19 protein-coding genes are annotated in these 19,636 nt (G+C 39.8%); 8 read left to right on the top strand and 11 right to left on the bottom strand.

Annotated elements, in window-relative coordinates; genetic code table 11:
- Positions 1-4: 4 nt before the first annotated feature.
- Complete coding sequence (murB, locus tag E0H80_RS04860; protein WP_131363680.1) at positions 5-1,039, bottom strand: UDP-N-acetylmuramate dehydrogenase; 1,035 nt, start codon at positions 1,037-1,039, stop codon at positions 5-7.
- Positions 1,040-1,051: 12 nt separating this feature from the next.
- A complete protein-coding gene (locus tag E0H80_RS04865; protein WP_131363683.1) occupies positions 1,052-1,576 on the bottom strand; it encodes a low molecular weight protein-tyrosine-phosphatase in 525 nt (174 codons plus the stop codon).
- 116 nt (positions 1,577-1,692) lie between these two features.
- On the opposite strand from E0H80_RS04865, the gene E0H80_RS04870 reads away from it, so the two are divergent.
- Positions 1,693-2,853 (top strand): iron-containing alcohol dehydrogenase, encoded by a 1,161-nt coding sequence (locus E0H80_RS04870; RefSeq protein WP_131363686.1) that lies wholly within the window; start codon positions 1,693-1,695, stop codon positions 2,851-2,853.
- 184 nt (positions 2,854-3,037) lie between these two features.
- Positions 3,038-3,475: an acyl-CoA thioesterase gene (locus tag E0H80_RS04875; RefSeq protein ID WP_131363689.1), complete on the top strand. Its 438-nt coding sequence runs from the start codon at positions 3,038-3,040 to the stop codon at positions 3,473-3,475.
- Positions 3,476-3,477: 2 nt separating this feature from the next.
- Here E0H80_RS04875 and dnaX read toward each other — a convergent pair whose 3' ends face one another.
- The 5 genes from dnaX to E0H80_RS04900 all read right to left on the bottom strand — a co-directional run bounded on the left by dnaX (position 3,478) and on the right by E0H80_RS04900 (position 10,075).
- Positions 3,478-5,631 (bottom strand): DNA polymerase III subunit gamma/tau, encoded by a 2,154-nt coding sequence (gene dnaX, locus E0H80_RS04880; protein WP_131363691.1) that lies wholly within the window; start codon positions 5,629-5,631, stop codon positions 3,478-3,480.
- A gap of 135 nt (positions 5,632-5,766) precedes the next feature.
- Positions 5,767-6,228 carry a copper resistance protein NlpE N-terminal domain-containing protein gene (locus E0H80_RS04885; protein ID WP_131363693.1) on the bottom strand — a complete coding sequence of 154 codons (462 nt, stop codon included), beginning with the start codon at positions 6,226-6,228 and terminating at the stop codon, positions 5,767-5,769.
- A gap of 103 nt (positions 6,229-6,331) precedes the next feature.
- On the bottom strand, positions 6,332-7,582 hold the full coding sequence (locus E0H80_RS04890) for a serine hydrolase domain-containing protein (RefSeq protein ID WP_131363695.1): 1,251 nt from the start codon (positions 7,580-7,582) through the stop codon (positions 6,332-6,334).
- 83 nt (positions 7,583-7,665) lie between these two features.
- Complete coding sequence (locus E0H80_RS04895) at positions 7,666-8,520, bottom strand: MaoC family dehydratase (RefSeq protein WP_131363697.1); 855 nt, start codon at positions 8,518-8,520, stop codon at positions 7,666-7,668.
- A 163-nt stretch (positions 8,521-8,683) separates the two neighbouring features.
- A complete protein-coding gene (locus E0H80_RS04900; protein ID WP_131363699.1) occupies positions 8,684-10,075 on the bottom strand; it encodes a 3-oxoacyl-ACP reductase in 1,392 nt (463 codons plus the stop codon).
- Positions 10,076-10,316: 241 nt separating this feature from the next.
- Between E0H80_RS04900 and E0H80_RS04905 the strand changes: the two genes are divergently transcribed.
- Positions 10,317-11,834, top strand: a complete 1,518-nt coding sequence (locus E0H80_RS04905; RefSeq protein ID WP_131363701.1) for an acetyl-CoA C-acetyltransferase — start codon at positions 10,317-10,319, stop codon at positions 11,832-11,834.
- Positions 11,835-11,923: 89 nt separating this feature from the next.
- On the opposite strand, the gene E0H80_RS04910 is transcribed toward E0H80_RS04905, so the two are convergent.
- Together E0H80_RS04910 and aceI are read right to left on the bottom strand one after the other, a co-directional pair.
- Complete coding sequence (locus E0H80_RS04910) at positions 11,924-12,451, bottom strand: hypothetical protein (protein WP_067866864.1); 528 nt, start codon at positions 12,449-12,451, stop codon at positions 11,924-11,926.
- A gap of 265 nt (positions 12,452-12,716) precedes the next feature.
- Positions 12,717-13,145 carry a chlorhexidine efflux PACE transporter AceI gene (aceI, locus tag E0H80_RS04915; protein WP_131363703.1) on the bottom strand — a complete coding sequence of 143 codons (429 nt, stop codon included), beginning with the start codon at positions 13,143-13,145 and terminating at the stop codon, positions 12,717-12,719.
- Positions 13,146-13,229: 84 nt separating this feature from the next.
- Here aceI and E0H80_RS04920 point away from each other — a divergent pair, with 84 nt between their 5' ends.
- The 4 genes from E0H80_RS04920 (at position 13,230) to E0H80_RS04935 (ending at position 17,245) form a co-directional block, all read left to right on the top strand.
- On the top strand, positions 13,230-14,120 hold the full coding sequence (locus tag E0H80_RS04920; protein ID WP_131363705.1) for a LysR family transcriptional regulator: 891 nt from the start codon (positions 13,230-13,232) through the stop codon (positions 14,118-14,120).
- 86 nt (positions 14,121-14,206) lie between these two features.
- Positions 14,207-15,196: a transaldolase gene (gene tal / locus E0H80_RS04925; RefSeq protein WP_131363707.1), complete on the top strand. Its 990-nt coding sequence runs from the start codon at positions 14,207-14,209 to the stop codon at positions 15,194-15,196.
- Positions 15,197-15,278: 82 nt separating this feature from the next.
- Positions 15,279-15,929: a leucine efflux protein LeuE gene (leuE, locus tag E0H80_RS04930; RefSeq protein ID WP_131364039.1), complete on the top strand. Its 651-nt coding sequence runs from the start codon at positions 15,279-15,281 to the stop codon at positions 15,927-15,929.
- Between the two features lie 134 nt (positions 15,930-16,063).
- Entirely contained in the window at positions 16,064-17,245 is a 1,182-nt protein-coding gene (locus tag E0H80_RS04935; protein ID WP_131363709.1) for a benzoate/H(+) symporter BenE family transporter, read from the top strand.
- A 130-nt stretch (positions 17,246-17,375) separates the two neighbouring features.
- Here E0H80_RS04935 and E0H80_RS04940 read toward each other — a convergent pair whose 3' ends face one another.
- Together E0H80_RS04940 and E0H80_RS04945 are read right to left on the bottom strand one after the other, a co-directional pair.
- Entirely contained in the window at positions 17,376-17,720 is a 345-nt protein-coding gene (locus E0H80_RS04940) for a DMT family transporter (RefSeq protein ID WP_131363711.1), read from the bottom strand.
- Between the two features lie 91 nt (positions 17,721-17,811).
- Positions 17,812-18,819, bottom strand: a complete 1,008-nt coding sequence (locus E0H80_RS04945) for an alpha/beta hydrolase (protein ID WP_131363713.1) — start codon at positions 18,817-18,819, stop codon at positions 17,812-17,814.
- A gap of 272 nt (positions 18,820-19,091) precedes the next feature.
- On the opposite strand from E0H80_RS04945, the gene E0H80_RS04950 reads away from it, so the two are divergent.
- Entirely contained in the window at positions 19,092-19,535 is a 444-nt protein-coding gene (locus tag E0H80_RS04950; protein ID WP_131363715.1) for a universal stress protein, read from the top strand.
- Positions 19,536-19,636 lie beyond the last annotated feature (101 nt).

The raw sequence follows: 19,636 nt of genomic DNA on the forward strand, positions 1-19,636 counted from the left end.
TTTCTTATTCCCTATGTGAACGAATTAAACCAGTTTCATCAAACAGTACCGGCTCAGGTTCCAATAAAATGTTAAATTTTTGCTGCACATCCTGTTGTACCGCATAATAAGTGGCTTTCACATCCGCCAAAGTCGCCTGGTCGTAATTCACCAAAACCAAGGCCTGTTTATGAAACATCCCCACCATACCTAACTGCTTACCTTTCCAACCCGATTGATCAATCAACCAACCTGCTGCAATTTTAACGCCACCTTTAGCTTGAGGGTAATGAGGTAAATTCGGAAATGATAGTGCTAAATGGTCATAAAACTGTGCTGAAACAATCGGATTTTTAAAGAAACTTCCCACATTGGGATATTCTTTTGGATTCGGCAACTTGCTTTGACGGATTTGAATCACTTGTTTTTGCAAGTTTTCAGCTGTTTGTTCATCGCCTACCGCTTGCTTAAGATCCCCATAATTCAACATTAAATTCGCCTGCTTATGCAACTTAAAAGTCACATGAGTAATCACAAAACGATTCGGGTCATCTTTAAAAATACTATGCCGATATGAAAAATCACAGTCTGAAGCCAGAATAAGGCGGAATTGCTCTAACTGGCGATCATAAACATGAACCGATTCAATAAATTCGCCTGCTTCAACCCCATAGGCCCCAATATTTTGTACTGGGGAAGCACCGACTAAACCTGGAATGAGAGCCAGATTTTGCAAACCGTATAAATTTTGCGCTGTGGTCCATAAAACAAAGTCATGCCAGATTTGTCCTGCACCCACTCGAATAGTCTTGCAGTATTCATCTTCAGCAAGATGTTCAATACCCTGAATATCTATATGCAGCACAAGTGCATGAATATATTCGGGCAATAACATATTGCTGCCACCAGACAGAATCAGGACATTTAACTGTTGCTGCTTGGCATAATTTAAGGCATCCACCAATTCTTGTTGAGATTGGACTTTAATATAATGTGATGCAGTCGCATCAAGACTTAAGGTATTAAAAGGCTTAAGTTGAATTTGAGTTTGAATATTCATGTGCTTAAACCTTTATTTCACATCGATCTGTTGTTTGAACTGTTGTCTAAAAATATTGACCCACGCCAAACTACTTGATTCACATTGATCCAATACCCGCTCAAAACCGTCTATCCCACCATAATACGGATCTGGTAAAGCTTGTTTTAAGTAAGTTTGATCATATTCACTCATCAATGCAATTTTTGCCCGAATCTGAGCCGCTCCATATTTTATATGTGCTTGATCTAAAAGAGCTTGAATATTCGATAAATTTTCATGATCCATTGCTAAAATCAGATCAAATTCAATGAAATCCTGGAGTTTTAATTGGCGTGCACGCAGGGCTGATAAATCATAGCCACGCTTTAAAGCATGCTTCTGACTACGCTCATCCGGCGCTTTTCCGGGATGGTAATTACTGGTTCCAGCTGAATCAATCACAATATTGAGCTGATGTTCATCACAAAAATGTTTAAGCACCACTTCTGCAGTGGGAGAACGACAAATATTTCCTAAACACACACATAACACCTTATATGGCGTTTTGGATGACATAACAACCTCGACAACTACTTTATTTTCAGGTGTCTTATGGTAAGTTATTTATGGGATGAATCCTATAGAACGCTAAAACAATAATCTTGAAATTGATATCAAAAAGGAAGCAATAGATGAGCCATTTTCAATTCCAGACCGTCTCGAATATTATTTCAGGGCTTGGCTCGATCTATGAGTTAAAGCAATTGTTGCAACAGCAATCTTATAAAAAGCTGTTGCTGGTCACCGATCCCGGCATGATTCAGCAGCAACTTCATTTACCGATTATTGAAATTTTAGAAACCATCCAACTGGATTATGTCATTTATTCTAGCGTTCAGGCTGATCCACCAGAACATATTGTGCTAGATGCTGTTCAATTCGCCAAGAATGAAAAAATCGATATCGTTTTAGGTTTTGGTGGGGGAAGTTCTTTAGATGTCGCAAAAGTGATTGCGATTTTAGCGCATCCGGCACAACAACAAACATTGCAAGATTTATATGGCATCAATAATGCTAAAAATCCACGACTGCCATTATTCTTAGTTCCCACCACGGCAGGTACCGGTTCTGAAGTCACCCCTATTTCTATTGTCACTACAGGTGAAACCACAAAAACCGGGATTGTGTCTCCGGTTTTATTTGCAGATGTCGCCATTTTAGATGCCACATTCACTCAAAACTTGCCTGCACATATCACTGCTGCAACGGGTATAGATGCAATGGTGCACGCCATTGAAGCTTATACCTCAAAAATAAAAAAGAATTCTTATGCGGATATGCTGGCCAAACAAGCATTACGCTTACTCAATAACAATTTAAGCCTAGTCTTGGCAGATGGACAGAACTTAGCAGCACGTCAAAATATGCTGGTCGGTTCAATGCTTGCCGGTCAAGCCTTTGCTAATGCTCCAGTCGCTGCGGTACATGCATTGGCTTATCCTTTAGGTGGACATTTCCATATTTCCCACGGTCATAGCAATGCTTTGGTCTTGACCGAAGTTTTAAAGTTTAATGCGCCCAATGCCAAGCCTCTCTATGCTGAGTTGATGTGTTGGCTGGATCCAAAAAGTACCGGCAGCACGGATGGTTTATGCGATTTATTTATTGACCATATGCAAAATCATCTCGATAAAAGCGGTTTGATTTTAAAACTGAAAGATTTAAATGTTGCGCAAAATAAGCTTGAGCAATTAGCCAATGATGCCATGTTGCAAACTAGGCTTTTACAAAATAATCCGCGTGAACTGCAGTTGCAGGATGCCCGACAGATTTATCAAGCGATTTATGCATAATTTTATTGATCTTAATATTATATTTAATTAACTTTTTATTGGTTTCGAAAAAAACCGTATCAATAAAAAATAATATCGTAAGGTCATTTGCTTCCACGTAAATGACCTTACTTTTACCGGCTTGCACTCATTTATTTTTAACAGTACAACTGAATCTAAATGACCTATAGAAAATAAAGTTACAATGAAGCAAATACCGAAACAACGTGCTGATTTCTCATACTTCTTACCCATTCAAACACGCTGGTCAGATAACGATATCTATGGTCACGTCAATAATTTCATCTATTACAGTTATTTTGATACCGCAGCCAATGCCTTGCTAATTGAAAAGGCAGACTTCGATATTCGATCTTCCCCCATCATTGGACTGGTCATCGATTCAGCCTGCAGTTTTTTTCAGGAACTTTCTTATCCTGAAATTATTGAAGTGGGGGTGGTGATTTCCAAACTTGGCAATTCATCCTTGCAATATGATTTAGCGATTTTTAAAGCATTTGAGGATTTCGCCTCTGCTCAAGGTCATTTCGTGCATGTCTTTGTAGATCGCCAGACACGAAAAAGCACCCCGATTCCAAGTGAAATGCGGGATGCTTTATCGCAATACTGTATCAATGAATAAACTTATTTAAGCTGGATATTCTGTATTTCACCATCGAAATTTTGCAAAATATCCTTCACCGCAGCTTCTGCATGAAGGAGCTCTGAAGCACGTGCATAGGCTCTCTGTTTACGTTCATTCTGCATTTTATATGGTGTGGTTGTTTCAACTTCAGCATATTTGACCTGAAAATGGGTATTCGGCCATTCAGTTTTTAATGCTTGTTCTAAGCTGTGTTGTAACTGATTTAACAACTGTTCATATTGCGGTGGAATATGAAATAACGATTCGCCATCAACTTGACCCGTCATTACACCCTGTTGTGCCAATTCCTGTACCGCGGGTGATAATGCACTATTTCTAAACCAGTATTCCCACTTATCTACTGTCCAATCCCCTTCAAGCTCTTGAGGGCTTAGTCTTAAGATATCTTGTGGCATTAAACCTGAATCTTGTGTGGATACAGTTTTAACCGCCACTTTAGTTTCTTCAATGACCGGTTCATCGCTAACTTCGGCTGGTACAACTTCAGCGTGTACAGACTCAATCGGCATCTGCTGATGGCTTAAGAATAGATCTTCCGCTTGTTCCACCACAGCAAGGTTATCTTTATGCTTTGCAGTATCAGTATCAGTATCAGTATCAGTATCAGTATCAGTATCAGTATCAGTATCAGTATCAGTATCAGTATCAGTATCAGTATCAAAAGCATCATTTAACGGTGCGATTTCATCAAACAGAAAATCATCACTGCTCGCTTCGATCTGATCAGTGCTATCTGGCATGAGATTGATATCATTATTTGATTCATCTAAATCAAATAATGCATCTTCTGAAGTTGGATCAAAGACAATTTGATCTGGATGTACTGGGGAATTCGGCGCGGCAACCTCAAGTATTGGTTCGTCCAGAAAATCATCCGAAGATGATTCTGGATTTTGTGAACTTAACTGTGCTTCAATTTCTGCAACTGGCTCAGCTTGTACTTGATATTCATCCACTTGTTGCTGCACATTTTGTACAGATGCTTGAACAGCAATTTGTGCTGCTGGTAGCTGAACCTGTGCCGCAGATACCAAGACTTCATTCGGTTGCAATGGACGGAACGCCAATAAGCGTAACACGCACATTTCAAAGCCTTGTTCTTGGGTCACGGCAAGTTGTAAATCCGAACGACCTTTACAAGCGACTTGATAATACAATTGTAAATCTTGTGCTGAAATCAGCTGCGATAATTGCATGATTTTTTTATTAATTTCTGCACTATATTTCAGGCTTAAATCTGGTAAATATTGCAGTAAAGCCAGTTCATGCAAAGTTGAAATTAGCTGATCTAAAACCAGCGAAACATCTAAAGCCTGTTGTCTAAATTGCATCAACAATTCACTGACACGTTGCTTTTTATTTTGATGAATGGCTAGAACCAGATCATAAATAATGGTTCGGTCAATCAAGCCCAGCATCTCTTTAACATCTTGATGCTGAATTCCACCCTGACCATAGGCAATGGCTTGGTCGGTTAAAGACAGTGCATCACGGAGTGAACCCTGTGCAGACTCAGCAATTTGCCAGATTGCATCCTGTTCTGCATGAATTCCTTCTTTCTGTAAAATATGAGTCAAATGTTCAGTAATTTCATCCACAGCAAGTGGACGCAAAGTAAACTGCAAACAGCGGGAAATAACAGTAATCGGAAGCTTTTGTGGATCGGTTGTTGCAAAAAGGAATTTGACGTGTTCTGGCGGTTCTTCTAGTGTTTTCAGTAACGCATTGAATGAGTGCGTAGACAGCATATGCACTTCATCGATGAGGTAAACCTTAAAACGACCTTGTGTGGGTGCATATGGAACGTTATCGAGCAGTTCACGCGTATCTTCAACTTTAGTACGTGATGCCGCATCAATTTCAATCAAATCAATAAAGCGACCTTCATTGACCGCTGTACAAGTTGCGCATACTTCACACGGCGTAGAAGTTACACCCGTTTCACAGTTCAAGCACTTCGCCAAAATACGCGCAATCGTCGTTTTACCTACGCCACGTGTGCCAGTAAATAAATACGCATGGTGTAAACGACCACGTTCTAAGGCACTGGTGAGTGCTCGTGACACATGGTTTTGTCCAACCAATTCAATAAAATTACGTGGACGATATTTACGCGCAAGTACTTGATACATGTATGCTCCTTTTTACAGGTCTAAGCATACTGTTTTTTTGCCAAAGAGTGAATGAACAATCTGCAAAAGCATTCAATCAAATGCGAGATAAGTAGAACTATTTTTTCGATTTTGCAAACCCTTAAACAAAATGGATTAAACATTCTTTTCTAAAATGAAATCATCTTCAGCATTAAAAATATTCCCTGTCTGATCTTCCAAGATTTCAAGCAATTGCTGATCTAAATCCACATAAATTAAATTGCGAGTCTTGACCTGTATTAATTCAAGTTTACTCTGCTCAGGATTACTAAACCGGAAATGTCCTATATAGATTTCCTGCTTATCATTTCCACTTAAACTTTCACGTTTTAAAGTATAGCTCTTGTCCTGATTGAGCACTAAATCTACAGCCATACCTGGACATTCCTCACAACGAGAAATACAACCCATGCATGGTGTGGTGCCCTGGTATTCTTCAACCCATTTCGCAAGCGTAACTTTTTGCTCGGAAACTTGATCAATTTGCTTATTATTTTCACTATTTGACTGGGTAGAATCCTGACAACCCAACAAAACAGAAGAAGCAATTAGCGGAATAAGAAGCGGCTTTTTCATCAGGACAACCCAATGTAGAGATTTTGGTGTGGGGAAAATATCACACTTTTACCGAATTTACGCCTTCAGAATAGGCGCTTACATGTCTAAAATGAGCTATCGTTTAAAACCAACCCTTCCGCCCATTTAATACGGCATCAACACAACGTAAGGTTTCTTGGGTTAAACCCCACAGACGATAATCACCCGTGAGCGAACCTGTAGCAAAATTATGCGTATAAGCAAAACTTAAACCACGCTCCGGATCACACCAAGCTCCGGATCCATTAAAACCCATATGCCCAAACCCTTTTGATGATTTCCCTAAAGTTAAAACCCGGTGATAACCCAAACGCCAATGCATTGGTAGCGGCATAATACGGTCACGCTGGGTATATTGAACTGTGCTCAACTCTTTAAAAATATCCGGGCGAATCAATTGCTGACCGTTCCATTCACCACCATTGGCAAGCATGGTATACATTTTTGCCAGACTATTCGCAGTGAAAACTCCATTTGCAGCCGGAATCACCGCTTTTAAACCTTCATCACTAAAAAAACTAAATTTTTTCATCCCTTTGGGAATCATGGCATCCTGGAAATCTTGCGGATTTTGTCCTGACCATTCAATTGCCTTTTCAAATGCTGACGCTTTCTTTTGTTTCGGTTTTGCTTGTAATGAAGGCTTAGCATCTATTTTTAATTTTGCCAAGGGTCTTGCAACTCGGGCTAACTCAGATTCAGCAACGCCAAAGTAAGCTCCATCTAGAGCCAAAGGTTCTACCAAATAGTGTTGCATCAAATCGGATAAAGATTTTCCTGTCGCCTTTTCAAGCACACCACCGACCAGCCAGCCAAAAGTTAAGGGCTGATAAGCTGCATCAGTGCCTAGTTCAAAACGGGGTTTGGCTTTTGCAATCACGTCCAGCATATGATTCCAGTCCGCCATTTCAGAGGCCGTTTCAATCTGATTACGAATGTCATATAAGCCACTTTGGTGGCTCAATATATGCCTTAAAGTGATTTTCGCTTTACCATTCTGTGCAAATTCAGGCCAATACTGTGCCACAGGCGTGTCGTAATTTAAGAAACCTTCGCTCACTAAAATATGAGCCAGTGTCGAAAGTACCCCTTTACCGGTGGAATAGCACATGGACAACGTATCGGATTGCCAGTTTTCAGTTACCGATTTTTTACCGGTGTAAATATCCACGACTTTCTGTCCTTGGAAATAAACGACTAAAGCCACCCCACCTTGTTCAGCACGTGCATCCTGCATACGGCTAAATTGTTTGGCTAAGTCTTGAAAACGCTCATCGACATGACCCTGATAATGATTACGATTGGCGAAGATATATTGTTTTAATTTATTCATTAAACCGTGCTTTCCCTAACACTCGTTATTTACCTAAAGCTTAAAACAAAAAGCCTAAATCAGCAGTGACTTAGGCTTTGCTCTTATCGTGCTTTAATACTACCCGAGACATGCGGTTTTTGATTCTTGCTATTTCGAATCAGGAATTCAATATTCTTACCTTCATTTGCGGTTAAAAACTCAACTTTAGAGGGTAAGTACATCGGCAACTTAAACCATACATCCGCTTCATAGCTGTCTGGAAGCATCAAGCTTGCAAGTGCTTTGGCTTTGCTCCACATGCCGTGGGCAATGGCTTGTTTAAAACCAAAGGCTTTTGCGGTAATGGCATGAATGTGAATCAGGTTAAAATCACCCGAAGTTAAAGCATAACGGCGACCGGTATTTTCCGATACATTCCACTCTGCTTGCATGACATAGGCAGGTGCTTTTGATTCAGTCACTTTAGCTGCAACTTTGCCATTGGTTTTTTGGCGTGCAAGATAAGTGGTTGTGCCTTCCATCACCACGTCATTACCTACTTTTGCAGTAGTAACAAAGTCAAACTGGACACCTTTGTCATGTGGCTGTAATTCGCCAAACTTGCAAGACAACGTCAGCTGTTCATTTACTCCAACTTTACGGGTTTGCTTAATCTGGTTACGGATATGCACCAAACCTAAAATCGCAAATGGAAACGCTTCTTGCGTCATCATGTGCATTTGCAGGCTTTGAGACAACACCGCTAAATAAATTGCAGGAATATAACCGTTATTTTTAAAGCCACAGACTTCGTTGTAAGCTGTGAGATGTTTTTGATCGACCTTAAATGAATCCACCACATATTCAACTTGCGGTAGCACTTTTTCACCCTTCGGTTTTTTAAAAATCAAGCCTTTAATCACTTTCGGATAGGCTAAATAAGGTTTTGGAAGTTGACTAAAATGGCGAGTATTCATTCTGGACCTTCGGAAGTTTTTATTTCAATATTTTGAAAGCTCCTTCCCCCTCAGGGAGAAGGTTGGGATGAGGGGTGAATTCCATCCCATTTATAATACAAATAATCTTACCTCTCCCTAGCCCTCTCCTTAAAGGAGAGGGAAAATTCAAGGCTCTTGAGGATTAAGCACCCAACAAGCTTTGACCACATACACGAACAACGTTGCCATTTAAACCTGTAGAAGCAGAGGATGCAAATAATGCAATGGTTTCAGCAACATCGACAGGTAAACCGCCTTGACTCATCGAGTTCATACGACGGCCTGCTTCCCGAATCGCAAATGGAATTGCAGCAGTCATTTGCGTTTCAATGAATCCAGGTGCAACGGCGTTAATGGTTACGCCATTTTTCAATATTGGCGCGGTAAACTTCACTACACCAATGACACCTGCTTTAGATGCTGCATAGTTGGTTTGACCTAAATTACCTGCGATACCTGAGATAGAAGATACACACACAATACGACCATTTGTATTGAAGCCGTCATTTTCAAGAAGGTAATCATTGACACGCTCAATTGCAGACAAGTTAATATTAATCACCAGATCCCAAAGCTCAGGCTTCATGTTTGCCAAAGTTTTGTCACGGGTAATACCGGCATTATGCACGATAATATCCAGACCGCCTTGAGCTGCTGCAGCGGCTTTAATTTTTTCCCCTGCATCGCTTGCGGTAATATCAATGGCTAAAGTCGAACCACCAATTTTAGCCGCAACACGATCAAGGTCGGCCTGTTGTTGCGGAACGTCCAAGCAAATCACATGCGCGCCATCACGTGACAAGACATGTGCAATTGCTTCACCGATACCACGGCTTGCACCTGTGACAACAGCTGTTTTACCTGCCAATGGTTTTGCCCAGTCGACATCTACCATTTCAGCTTTAGAAACACGGATCACCTGACCTGACACATAAGCAGAACGTGGAGACAAGGCAAAACGAACTGTAGATTCTAAATTCCCTTCAGCACCTTCATCTACATAGACAAGTTGAGCAGCAATCCCTTTTTTGAATTCCTTACCCACAGATTTTACAAAACCTTCAAGTGCACGTTGTGCAATGGCTTGTTTTACTGTTTTTGCAGTTTCAGGTGTGATGCCGACAACCACTACACGACCAGAGGTCTGGATTTGACGTGCAATCGGATGAAAGAAGTTATAGAGCTCATTGAGTTGTTCAGAATTTTGAATCCCAGATGCATCAAAGATCACAGCTTTAAACTTAGATTCTTTGTCGCCTTCATTGAAGGCATTCAGGCTTAAACCTGTTTTTGCGGCAGCTTGTTGTAAGTCAGTATTGTTACCTGCATAGCTGTTGGCATGAATGTTTGCGAGAACTTGCGCAATTGAACCGGATAAAGTTGAAGATGGCGCAGCACCAAATAAAACTGCCCCCTTAACCACGGGAGTTGCCGACTCAAAACGCTCTAAAGAAATCGGGGATGGCAAACCTAAATTTTTGATGACAAATTTACCAATAGGAGATTTTGCGAATGTTTGATATTGGTCAGTCATGTTTATTATCTCTCATACAAATTAATTTTTTGATGGATTAAAGATATCCTTTTAACTTCAATATGATGTCTAGAGTCTTATATTTCAATACATCCATCAGTTTCGTTAGAATCATACTTTAGTTAAACCATGGATGTCTTGACCTGAATGCTTTGTGTAATGTCATTGCAGTCAATTCAGCTGTTTTTAGATTGTGTTAATGTACCCCCCAAGAATACTTTAAAATGCTTGGAAAAGCCTTATGAGCAAGTCAACTCAAGAAAATCCAACAGTTGAAAATTCTGCTACGGAAACTGTGTCAAATACATCAAAAAGTACCGCGCGTACCACTAAAAGCTCTGGCACTGCCCCTAAGTCAGCAAACACTGCCACCAAGACGACTCGCACTCGTTCAACCTCGCCAAGAAATAAAAGTACTGCTTCAAATGCAAAAAAATCTAAATCTGCCACTCAAACTGCTGTTCCACAGGATAAATCCATGAGTCAAAACACTGTTCGCCGCGTTGCTATTATCGGTGGTAACCGTATTCCTTTCGCTCGTTCAAACGGCGCTTATTTTACTGCCTCCAACTCAGACATGTTTACAACAGTATTAAATGGTCTGGTTGAGCGTTTTAACTTGCAAGGTCAACGCCTAGGTGAAGTCGTTGCAGGCGCAGTTTTAAAACACAGTCGTGACTTTAACATGACTCGTGAATGTGTGTTAAACACTGACCTTGCTCCAGAAACACCTGCTTACGATATTCAGCAAGCATGTGGTACCGGCTTACAAGCTGCGTTCTTAGTTGCCAACAAAATTGCTTTGGGCCAAATTGAAGTCGGTATTGCAGGTGGTGTAGATACTACCTCTGATGCACCGATCGCGTTCGGTGACGGTTTACGTAAAGCTTTACTTGAATTAAACATTGCAAAAACGGCTAAAGATCGTTTAAAAGCGTTAACTAAAATCAATCTGAAAGATTTAATGGATGCACCTAAAAATGGTGAACCCCGTACAGGTCTTTCTATGGGTGACCATCAAGCGATCACTGCCCTTGAATGGGGTATTTCTCGTGAAGCGCAAGACGAACTTGCTGCATCTTCACACCAAAAAATGGCAGCTGCATATGAAGAAGGTTTCTTCGACGACCTGATCACACCATTTCTAGGTTTAGAACGTGACAATAATTTGCGTCCTGATTCAACTGCAGAAAAATTAGCCAAATTAAAGCCAGCTTTTGGTAAAGGTGATGCACGTACCATGACTGCGGGTAACTCTACTCCACTCACTGACGGTGCATCTTGTGTACTTTTAGCTTCTGAAGAATGGGCGAAAGCAAATGGACACGAAGTTCTTGCTTATTTAACCTTCCAAGAAACTGCTGCGGTAGATTTTGTAGAGAAAAAAGAAGGCTTATTGATGGCACCGGCTTATGCAGTTCCACGTATGCTTGAGCGCGCCGGTATCACTTTACAAGATTTCGACTACTACGAAATTCACGAAGCTTTTGCATCACAAGTCCTTTCTACATTGAAAGCTTGGGAAGATCCAAAATTCTGTAAAGAACGTTTAGGCTTAGATGCACCACTTGGTTCAATCGACCGCTCTAAACTCAATGTTAAAGGTTCATCTTTAGCAGCTGGTCATCCATTTGCAGCAACAGGTGGTCGTATTATTGCCACTGCAGCAAAACTGCTTAACCAGAAAGGTTCAGGTCGTGTGCTTGTTTCGATCTGTGCTGCGGGTGGTCAAGGTGTAACAGCGATTATTGAAAAATAAGCCAACGGCTTTAGCTCTCTAAACAAAAAGCCCTCGTAAGTTTAACTTTCGAGGGCTTTTAAATTTTATAAATGAAGAGAATTTAAAGCTTACCGTGTAGCACGATCCCAAGCTTCCTTAACTGCAATTCTTGCTTCATTCCAGGTTAAACGAGACAATCCTTTGGCATGATCCCATTTAAGTTTCAACTCACTTTCCACATCTTCAAAACGCGTACTTGAGTCATAATGAGGACGGTTTTCATAACCAATTCGATAAGCGTTTTCATAATCTCGCTCATAATCTAAGTCGGAATAGGTAGTAAGTGTTTCAGCATAGTAAGGAGTGGTATGCGCCGTTTCACGCCAATAGGCTTCTTCTTCGGTAGGATTAACTGCTTCCGCAGCGCCTTTCCCTGCTAAACCGCCGACCACTGCCCCGACAGCACCACCGACAATTGCGCCAACTGGGCCACCCATTGCACCAACTGCGGCCCCAGCCACTGCACCTCCGGCTGCGCCCACGCCAGTCCCTACTGGATGTGCACCTGGCTCACCTGTAATTGGATCTGCATTCAAATCATCTCGAGCATCTTTAGGAAGGTTTTTTATAACGTCACGATCAAAATTATCATTCATCTTCGTATTATCCTTTTATCATGCTTTTAAAATTAAATTTTAAATAAGTTTTAACTATGCACTTTTCTCATATTTAAGCAGTGCAAGATTTAATATAGAGGAGATGAGGCCGCTTTTATGCTTCAAAATGTCAGTTTTAGGTTAATGTATGTACAGCAGTTTTATATCAAAAAAATTTTACTCTCTCTAAAAGACCACAAATAGTCAGTTTTTAATTTTATTTAAACAGCCGAATTATTGGGTGAAACAATGCTCAATTTATATCTTATGTTTGCTCAAGCCGCTTGAGTGTTAGATGATTTTCAATTGCGTCATAACCCCATTGAAAGATAAAGGTATACACCAAAATGCACAGGGTCATACTTAAATCAAGCAAAATGGCCTGCCCAATGCTCATCTCCAGAGCATAAGCAACCATTGGAATGGTGGCTAACATTAAGCCGCCTTCAAAACCAATCGCGTGCAAAATACGTATACCTACCGTTCTTTTTAGATGACGTTTGGCTTCAAACTTTTCAAAGAAATGGTTAAAGATCATATTCCAAAACACTGAAGTAACCGCCATTGCAATACCCAGTGTGCCAGTCACTTCCATCGACATATCAAAAATAAAGCTTAAGGCAATCGCAATGATGACCAATAAGATGATCTCATAGCTCAGTGCATGGACAATCCTTCTTTTGGAAATCAACATTTTTATACTCATTCATTTGGGTGAATGGATTCTATTTTGATATTATTGATTAATCGAATTAGATTCTTTCAAAAGTTTTGATAGATGAATATTAACCAAGAACAACTGATTATTTTTAAAACCGTCATCGAAAGCGGTTCATTTTCTGCTGCTGCAAGAAAGTTGGGAAAAGTTCCTTCTGCGGTGAGCATGTCTATTGCCAATTTAGAAATAGATCTGAATTTATCGTTATTTCAACGTGTTGGACGCGAACCCGTTCCAACACCGCAGGCACTGACCTTGTATGAAAAAACTGAACAACTCTTAATTGAAATTAATCAATGGAAACAGCATGCTTTTGCCTTAAGCGAAGGCTTAGAATCAAGCTTGAATATTGTGGTGGTCTCTGAACTGTTACACATACAATGGACTGATTATATTTCACTGATCGAAAAACAATTTCCCGAACTGCAAATCAATATTTTTTCAGCCCCACAAGAAGATGCTTTAAAAATGCTGCTTAATCAGACAGCTCAATTGGCACTGATGTTTGAACGTGAACAACTGGAAAGTCGTGAACAGTTTGTCGAACTTAAACGTGAGGCCTTGGTTCCTGTAGCCGCAATTGACTCTGATATAGCTGCCTTTGAACAAGTCAGCTATGAGCAAATTTTGCAAAACCGGCAAATTGTGGTAGCCAGCCGTGACCGAACCATTAAGCCTGAACTGTTATTTTCCAAAAAATATTGGCGCACAGACAACAATCATTCTGCCTGCGCCATGATTATGCAAGGTCTGGGCTGGGGAGTTTTACCTCTGGCAATGTTAAATCAAAATCCCCACATCAAGCAGCAGCTTAAAATTCTTAACTTTTTAGATTTCAGTCCTAAATTTGAATATTTTGTCGATTTGGTCTGGAGTCGAGAAAGTCAGCTGGGTGCCGCCGCTCATTTTTTGATTAATCACATTAGAAATTCGCGTAAAAACACAAAATAGACAGGGCTTATACACGCTTTTTACTTGGGTTAAAAGCAGATTGTGATATAACAAATATACGGGAAATAACTTTAAGAACTAGACCAATGACTCAATCAGCCTTAAACCAATTAAAAAGCCTAACCACCCTTGTTGCCGATAGTAGTGACCTTTCCGCTATTGAAAAATACCGTCCACTGGATGCAACAACCAATCCTTCACTCATTACGGCTGCGGCAAATCAACCTGAAAATAAGGAATTAATTGAAGCTGCCTTTGAACAAGCCAAATCTGAAGGTTATAGCGGTGATCTTTTAGTTGAACGTACGATTGATATACTCACGGTCAAGTTTGGTGTTGAAATTCTTAAACTCATTGAAGGTCGTGTTTCAACCGAAGTTGATGCCTCTTTGTCTTATGATACAGATGAAACTGTTGCTAAAGCCAAAGAACTGCTTGCACTGTATAAAGCGTATGGCATTGACCAAAACCGTATTTTAATTAAAATTGCTTCGACTTGGGAAGGCATTCAAGCTGCTAAAATTTTAGAAGCTGAAGGTATTCACTGCAACCTCACTTTATTATTTGGCTTACATCAAGCTCAAGCCTGTGCAGAAGCCAATGTGACGCTGATTTCACCTTTTGTCGGTCGTATTTTAGATTGGTACAAGAAAGCGGAAAATGTAGATCACTACCCGATTGATAAAGATCCCGGTGTACTTTCAGTAAAGCAGATTTATCATTTCTACAAACAACACTGTATTAAAACGGAAATTATGGGCGCAAGCTTCCGAAGCGTTGATCAAGTTCTAGGATTAGCCGGTTGTGACCTGCTTACAGTTTCACCTAACCTTTTGGCAGAACTTGAACAGGATCAACGGGAAGTCGTTCCCCAGCTTTCAAATAATCACGCACAAGCCCATTGTCAGCATATTGTTACGCCTTTAACCAAAGAAACCTTCAAGCAACAAATTGAACATGACTTGATGTCTTCGCAGCTTTTACAGAGCGGCATTGACGGCTTTATTAAAGCCCGTGATCAATTAAGTACATTACTTCGCCAGTCTTTTGGCTTAGATGCTGAAATACAAGCTTAAAATACGAATATTGCGCCATCAAAAAGCCGATTTTGTTATAGTAAACAGGTCGGCTTTTTGATTGTGTGAGAGTGTGTTTATTGTGTTCGGCATAACCGATCTTAGTACCTATATTATTGGTACAACCTTAATTGTGTTATTACCGGGACCGAACTCTTTATACGTGATGTCCATCGCTTCGCGTTTTGGTATTAAAGCCGGCTATAAAAGTGCATTTGGTGTTTATACCGGTGACCTCATTTTAATTTTACTCACCGCACTAGGAGCAGCTTCATTGCTGCACGCTTTCCCGTGGGTATTTATCTTACTCAAAATTATTGGTGCATTTTATCTCAGCTATTTGGGCATCAAATTGCTCATAGCCGCCTATCACACATGGAATACTGTGCACTCACAGAAAGAAATTGCAGTCGCAGAAAATAACATTGAGCAATTGCAGCCATTTAAAACTGCACTCACTATTAGTATTTTGAATCCCAAAGCAATTCTGTTTTATTTATCTTTCTTCGTTCAGTTTGTTGATCCTGCTTATCCATACCCGGCAATTACCTTTACTGCACTTGCGGTCGTGTTACAGATCATTAGTATGAGTTATTTAACTATCCTGATTTTTTCAGGCGCAAAACTCGCTACCTATTTTTCCCAGCGTTATAAAGTGACTGCGTCCTGTGTGGCTGCTGTTGGAATTTTATTTTGCGGTTTCGGGTTTAAGCTTGCGACAACGACTTTATAAATTCCGCTCGCTGTTAAATAATTAAACATAGAGCAGCGCTATTTATTATTTCAATTATGCCTTTGCGCTTAAAAATGAAAGGCGTATGATTACTACGCTTTTCAACCATTATAAAATGATGATGCAAAGGATTTATGCAAAAATTTCTTCAAGATTTTTCTATTCCTGCTGTATTTGCAGGTTTCATTACCTTTCTGATTGGTATCAGTGTTTCTGCGGTTTTGGTGATTCAAGCTGCGCAAATATTGGGTGCAACTCCTGAACAAATCACCTCCTGGTTTTGGGCCTTAGGTTTAGGGATTGGACTCTCAGGTTTAATTCTATCCTGGAAATTTAAATATCCGGTTGCGACCTCCTGGTCGACTGCCGGGCTTGCGCTGATTTTGGCAACGGGTAGCGGCTACAGCTTATATGAAGCCATTGGTGCATTTTTTATCTGCGGGTTACTTACTGCAATTTTAGGTTTTTCAGGCATTTTTCAGAAAGTCTTGTCCTATATTCCACAGAGCCTAACCAGTGCCATGCTTGCCGGGGTATTACTCAAATTTGGCATCGCACTTTTTGCCAGCATGCAAAATGATTGGGGCTTTATTCTTTCACTTTTGGCCGTTTACATTCTATCTAAACGACTGTCACCACGTTATAGCATCGTGATTACCGTGATTGCCGGACTGATCCTTTGTCCCATGTTTATGCAGTTTCACACTCCGGTTTTACAATGGAGCGTAGCCAAACCGGTATGGATAACGCCTGTATTCACTTGGTCAGCTATTTTAGGATTAGCCCTGCCCTTATTTGTAATCAACATGGCATCTCAATACTTACCTGGAATTGCCATGATCAAAAGCTATGGCTATCAACCACATGTCAACCACCTCATTGGCTGGACCGGGGTTGCTCAAACCCTATTTGCGCCTTTTGGTTGCTATAGTGTCAATATTGCTGCCATCAGTGCTGCAGTCAGTTTAGATGATCAAGTGCATCCAGATCCTGCAAAGCGCTATATTGCGGGAATAAGCTGCGGCTTTTTTTATATTGTGATGGGTATTTTCGCGGCAACGCTTACCAGCTTACTCATGTCATTTCCACACATTTTTATTGTGGCTCTTGCGGGAATTGCTTTATTTGGCACGATCAGTCACAACATTGCCATCGCTTTTCAAGATATCAGTGAACGAGAAGCTGCTTTAATGACCTTCTTATTCAGCGCTTCAGGAATACAGTTCTTTGGGATTGGTTCAGCATTCTGGGGATTATTATTTGGCTTTGCGGTGTCAATCGTATTGAAGTTTAAAACGCGATCATCCCTCAAATAATGTATGTCTTTTTTACTTATATCTCTTTATAGGGATATAAGTTATTTTATCTATTTATATTTTCCCTACACATTGCGTTATTTGATCGCCTGATCATTTTTTAAAAGAAGTCATTTTATAACTTATAAAATTAATGACCTACTGATTTAGAAAAAACATTTATCACAATAACGCCTGCAACAATCATGGCAATCCCAATCACCGCAGCTAAATCCAGACTTTGCCGGAAGATGAAAAAACCAATTAAAGCGGTCAAAATAATACCCACGGCTCCCCATATGGCATAAGCAATGCCTAAAGGAATCGTTTTAATCACTTGAGATAATAAATAAAACGAAATGACATAAAAGATAAAAACGAAAAGGCTTGGACCCAATTTAGTAAAACCTTCAGATTTCACTAAAAAAGTTGAGCCTGTCACTTCTGAAATAATTGCTAAGGCAAGTAAAGCATAGGCAATAAAAACAGGATTCATCTCTGCCTCCTCAAAATATACTCAGCAAAGTTTAGGTCATGTATTTTAATAAAATTTGTCTTTAATTTTTCAACTAAAATAGCCTCTAGCCTTATTTAAAAACTGAAGGACTATATTTTTGAATAAATTGAATAGTCTGTTGAAATGTCTGCTGACTGGCTTTTTTACTCATCATGAATTGATATTCATGGACTAGAAATTCTTTGGAGTTCGGATAAAATACTTCGGTAACAGGTATGTTCTGGTTTATCAAAGCTTTTACAAAAGGTACAGATTGTGTCGGGGTTAAAAAGTCTTTATTCCCGCCACTAATCAATACGGGTGGATAATTCGCTGTTAAATATTGGATTGGAGAAATACTTTTTAAAAATTCAGAATCATCTTTCTTATTGCCCGTATAGGCTTGAACCAAGTTAAATACGCCCCACTCGATTAATTTCAATTCATCTGACGCAGTATTAATAAAAGCATTCATATCGTAAATACCGCAATGTAAAATCAAGCCCTTAATCTGATCACGGTGTATCAACGGCGTAATACCCGACTGCTGAGCAAAATCAGGATGACTGATTAAAGCTGCATAATGACTGACTAGATTCGCACCTGCAGAATCACCCGCCAAATATAATTGATTGGCATTAATATGATATTCCTGCGAATGCTCGGTTATAAATTTTAATGCCTGATTAATTTGTAGTAACTGAGTGGGATAAATCACTTTCGGTGCAAACTGATATTGCACTGAAACCACGTTATAGCCTTGGTTAGCTAAAAGTTTAAAGTAGCCACGCGCATGTTCTTTAGAACCTGAAACCCAGCCACCGCCATGAACCCAAACTATGGTTGGACGTGGTTCAAGTTGCATCACATTTTTTGGCTGATAAACATCCAAAGTTAATGAGGGTTGCTGCATATACATAATATTTTTCTGCACCAAAACCTCTTGGGGTGCATATTTATCAATCATTTTTTTTTGCACATTGGTGGAAGCATTAAAAACACTTGCAATCACCTTGGTACTACTTTGTGTATTCTGGCAACCACTGCTGTTTAAAACAGCAATTAACCCTAAAGTTAAACCCAAAAATTTTGAATACACAGCCTTCCCTTATTGAATTTATTTCGTTCGCTATTCATTGCAGACGATAATATTTTTGAGCATTTTAATAGGTGTTTAAACATTTAGAAATATTTATAGCAATGTTTAGTTTTCAACTCGGAATTAAATGCAGAACAGAACACATTTATATCTATGATTTTTAGATAATTTAATGAATTTCAACTCATTTTTCACAGTCTAAATTGATCATTCAAAGACAATGTGCTATCTATAATTAATAGCTACATAATAAACTTACAGGAACAAGTCTTATGCCTTATCAAAATATTTTAGTCCCAGTTGACGGTTCCACTATTTCATTGTCTGCAGTGCAGAAAGCAGCTCAGATTGCCCAAGCTTTTGGCGGCCAATTAACATTAATCAGTTTAGTTACTGAAGACCCGTTCTCTGATGCAGACTTTTACTATCCCTCTCCCATTATGAAAGAGTATTTCGTACAAGCCTATAGCAATGCTGAAAATTCATTGAAACAAGCTCAAGCCATTGCCAGTGAAAATGGTGTCACTGCCAATATTCAGGTGGTTAAAGGCAATGTCTCTGAAGAAGGAATTATTGAAACAGCGGAAAAATTAAAAATTGATTTGATTGTTATGGGTTCACATGGCCGTAAAGGTTTTCAAAAGTTTTTGCTGGGGAGCTTTGCTCAAGACGTTTTAAAAGGAACCAAGCTTCCTGTTTTAATTGTTAAAGAATAACTATTGATTAATAAATCCTGCAGTTGATGTGGGGTTTATTTGGCTATTCAAATGAGCCTCTCGTTTTTCATAATGACTGACTGTCACCATTAAAAAATTTC

The organism is Acinetobacter sp. ANC 4779 (assembly GCF_004331055.1).
Taxonomy (GTDB): domain Bacteria; phylum Pseudomonadota; class Gammaproteobacteria; order Pseudomonadales; family Moraxellaceae; genus Acinetobacter.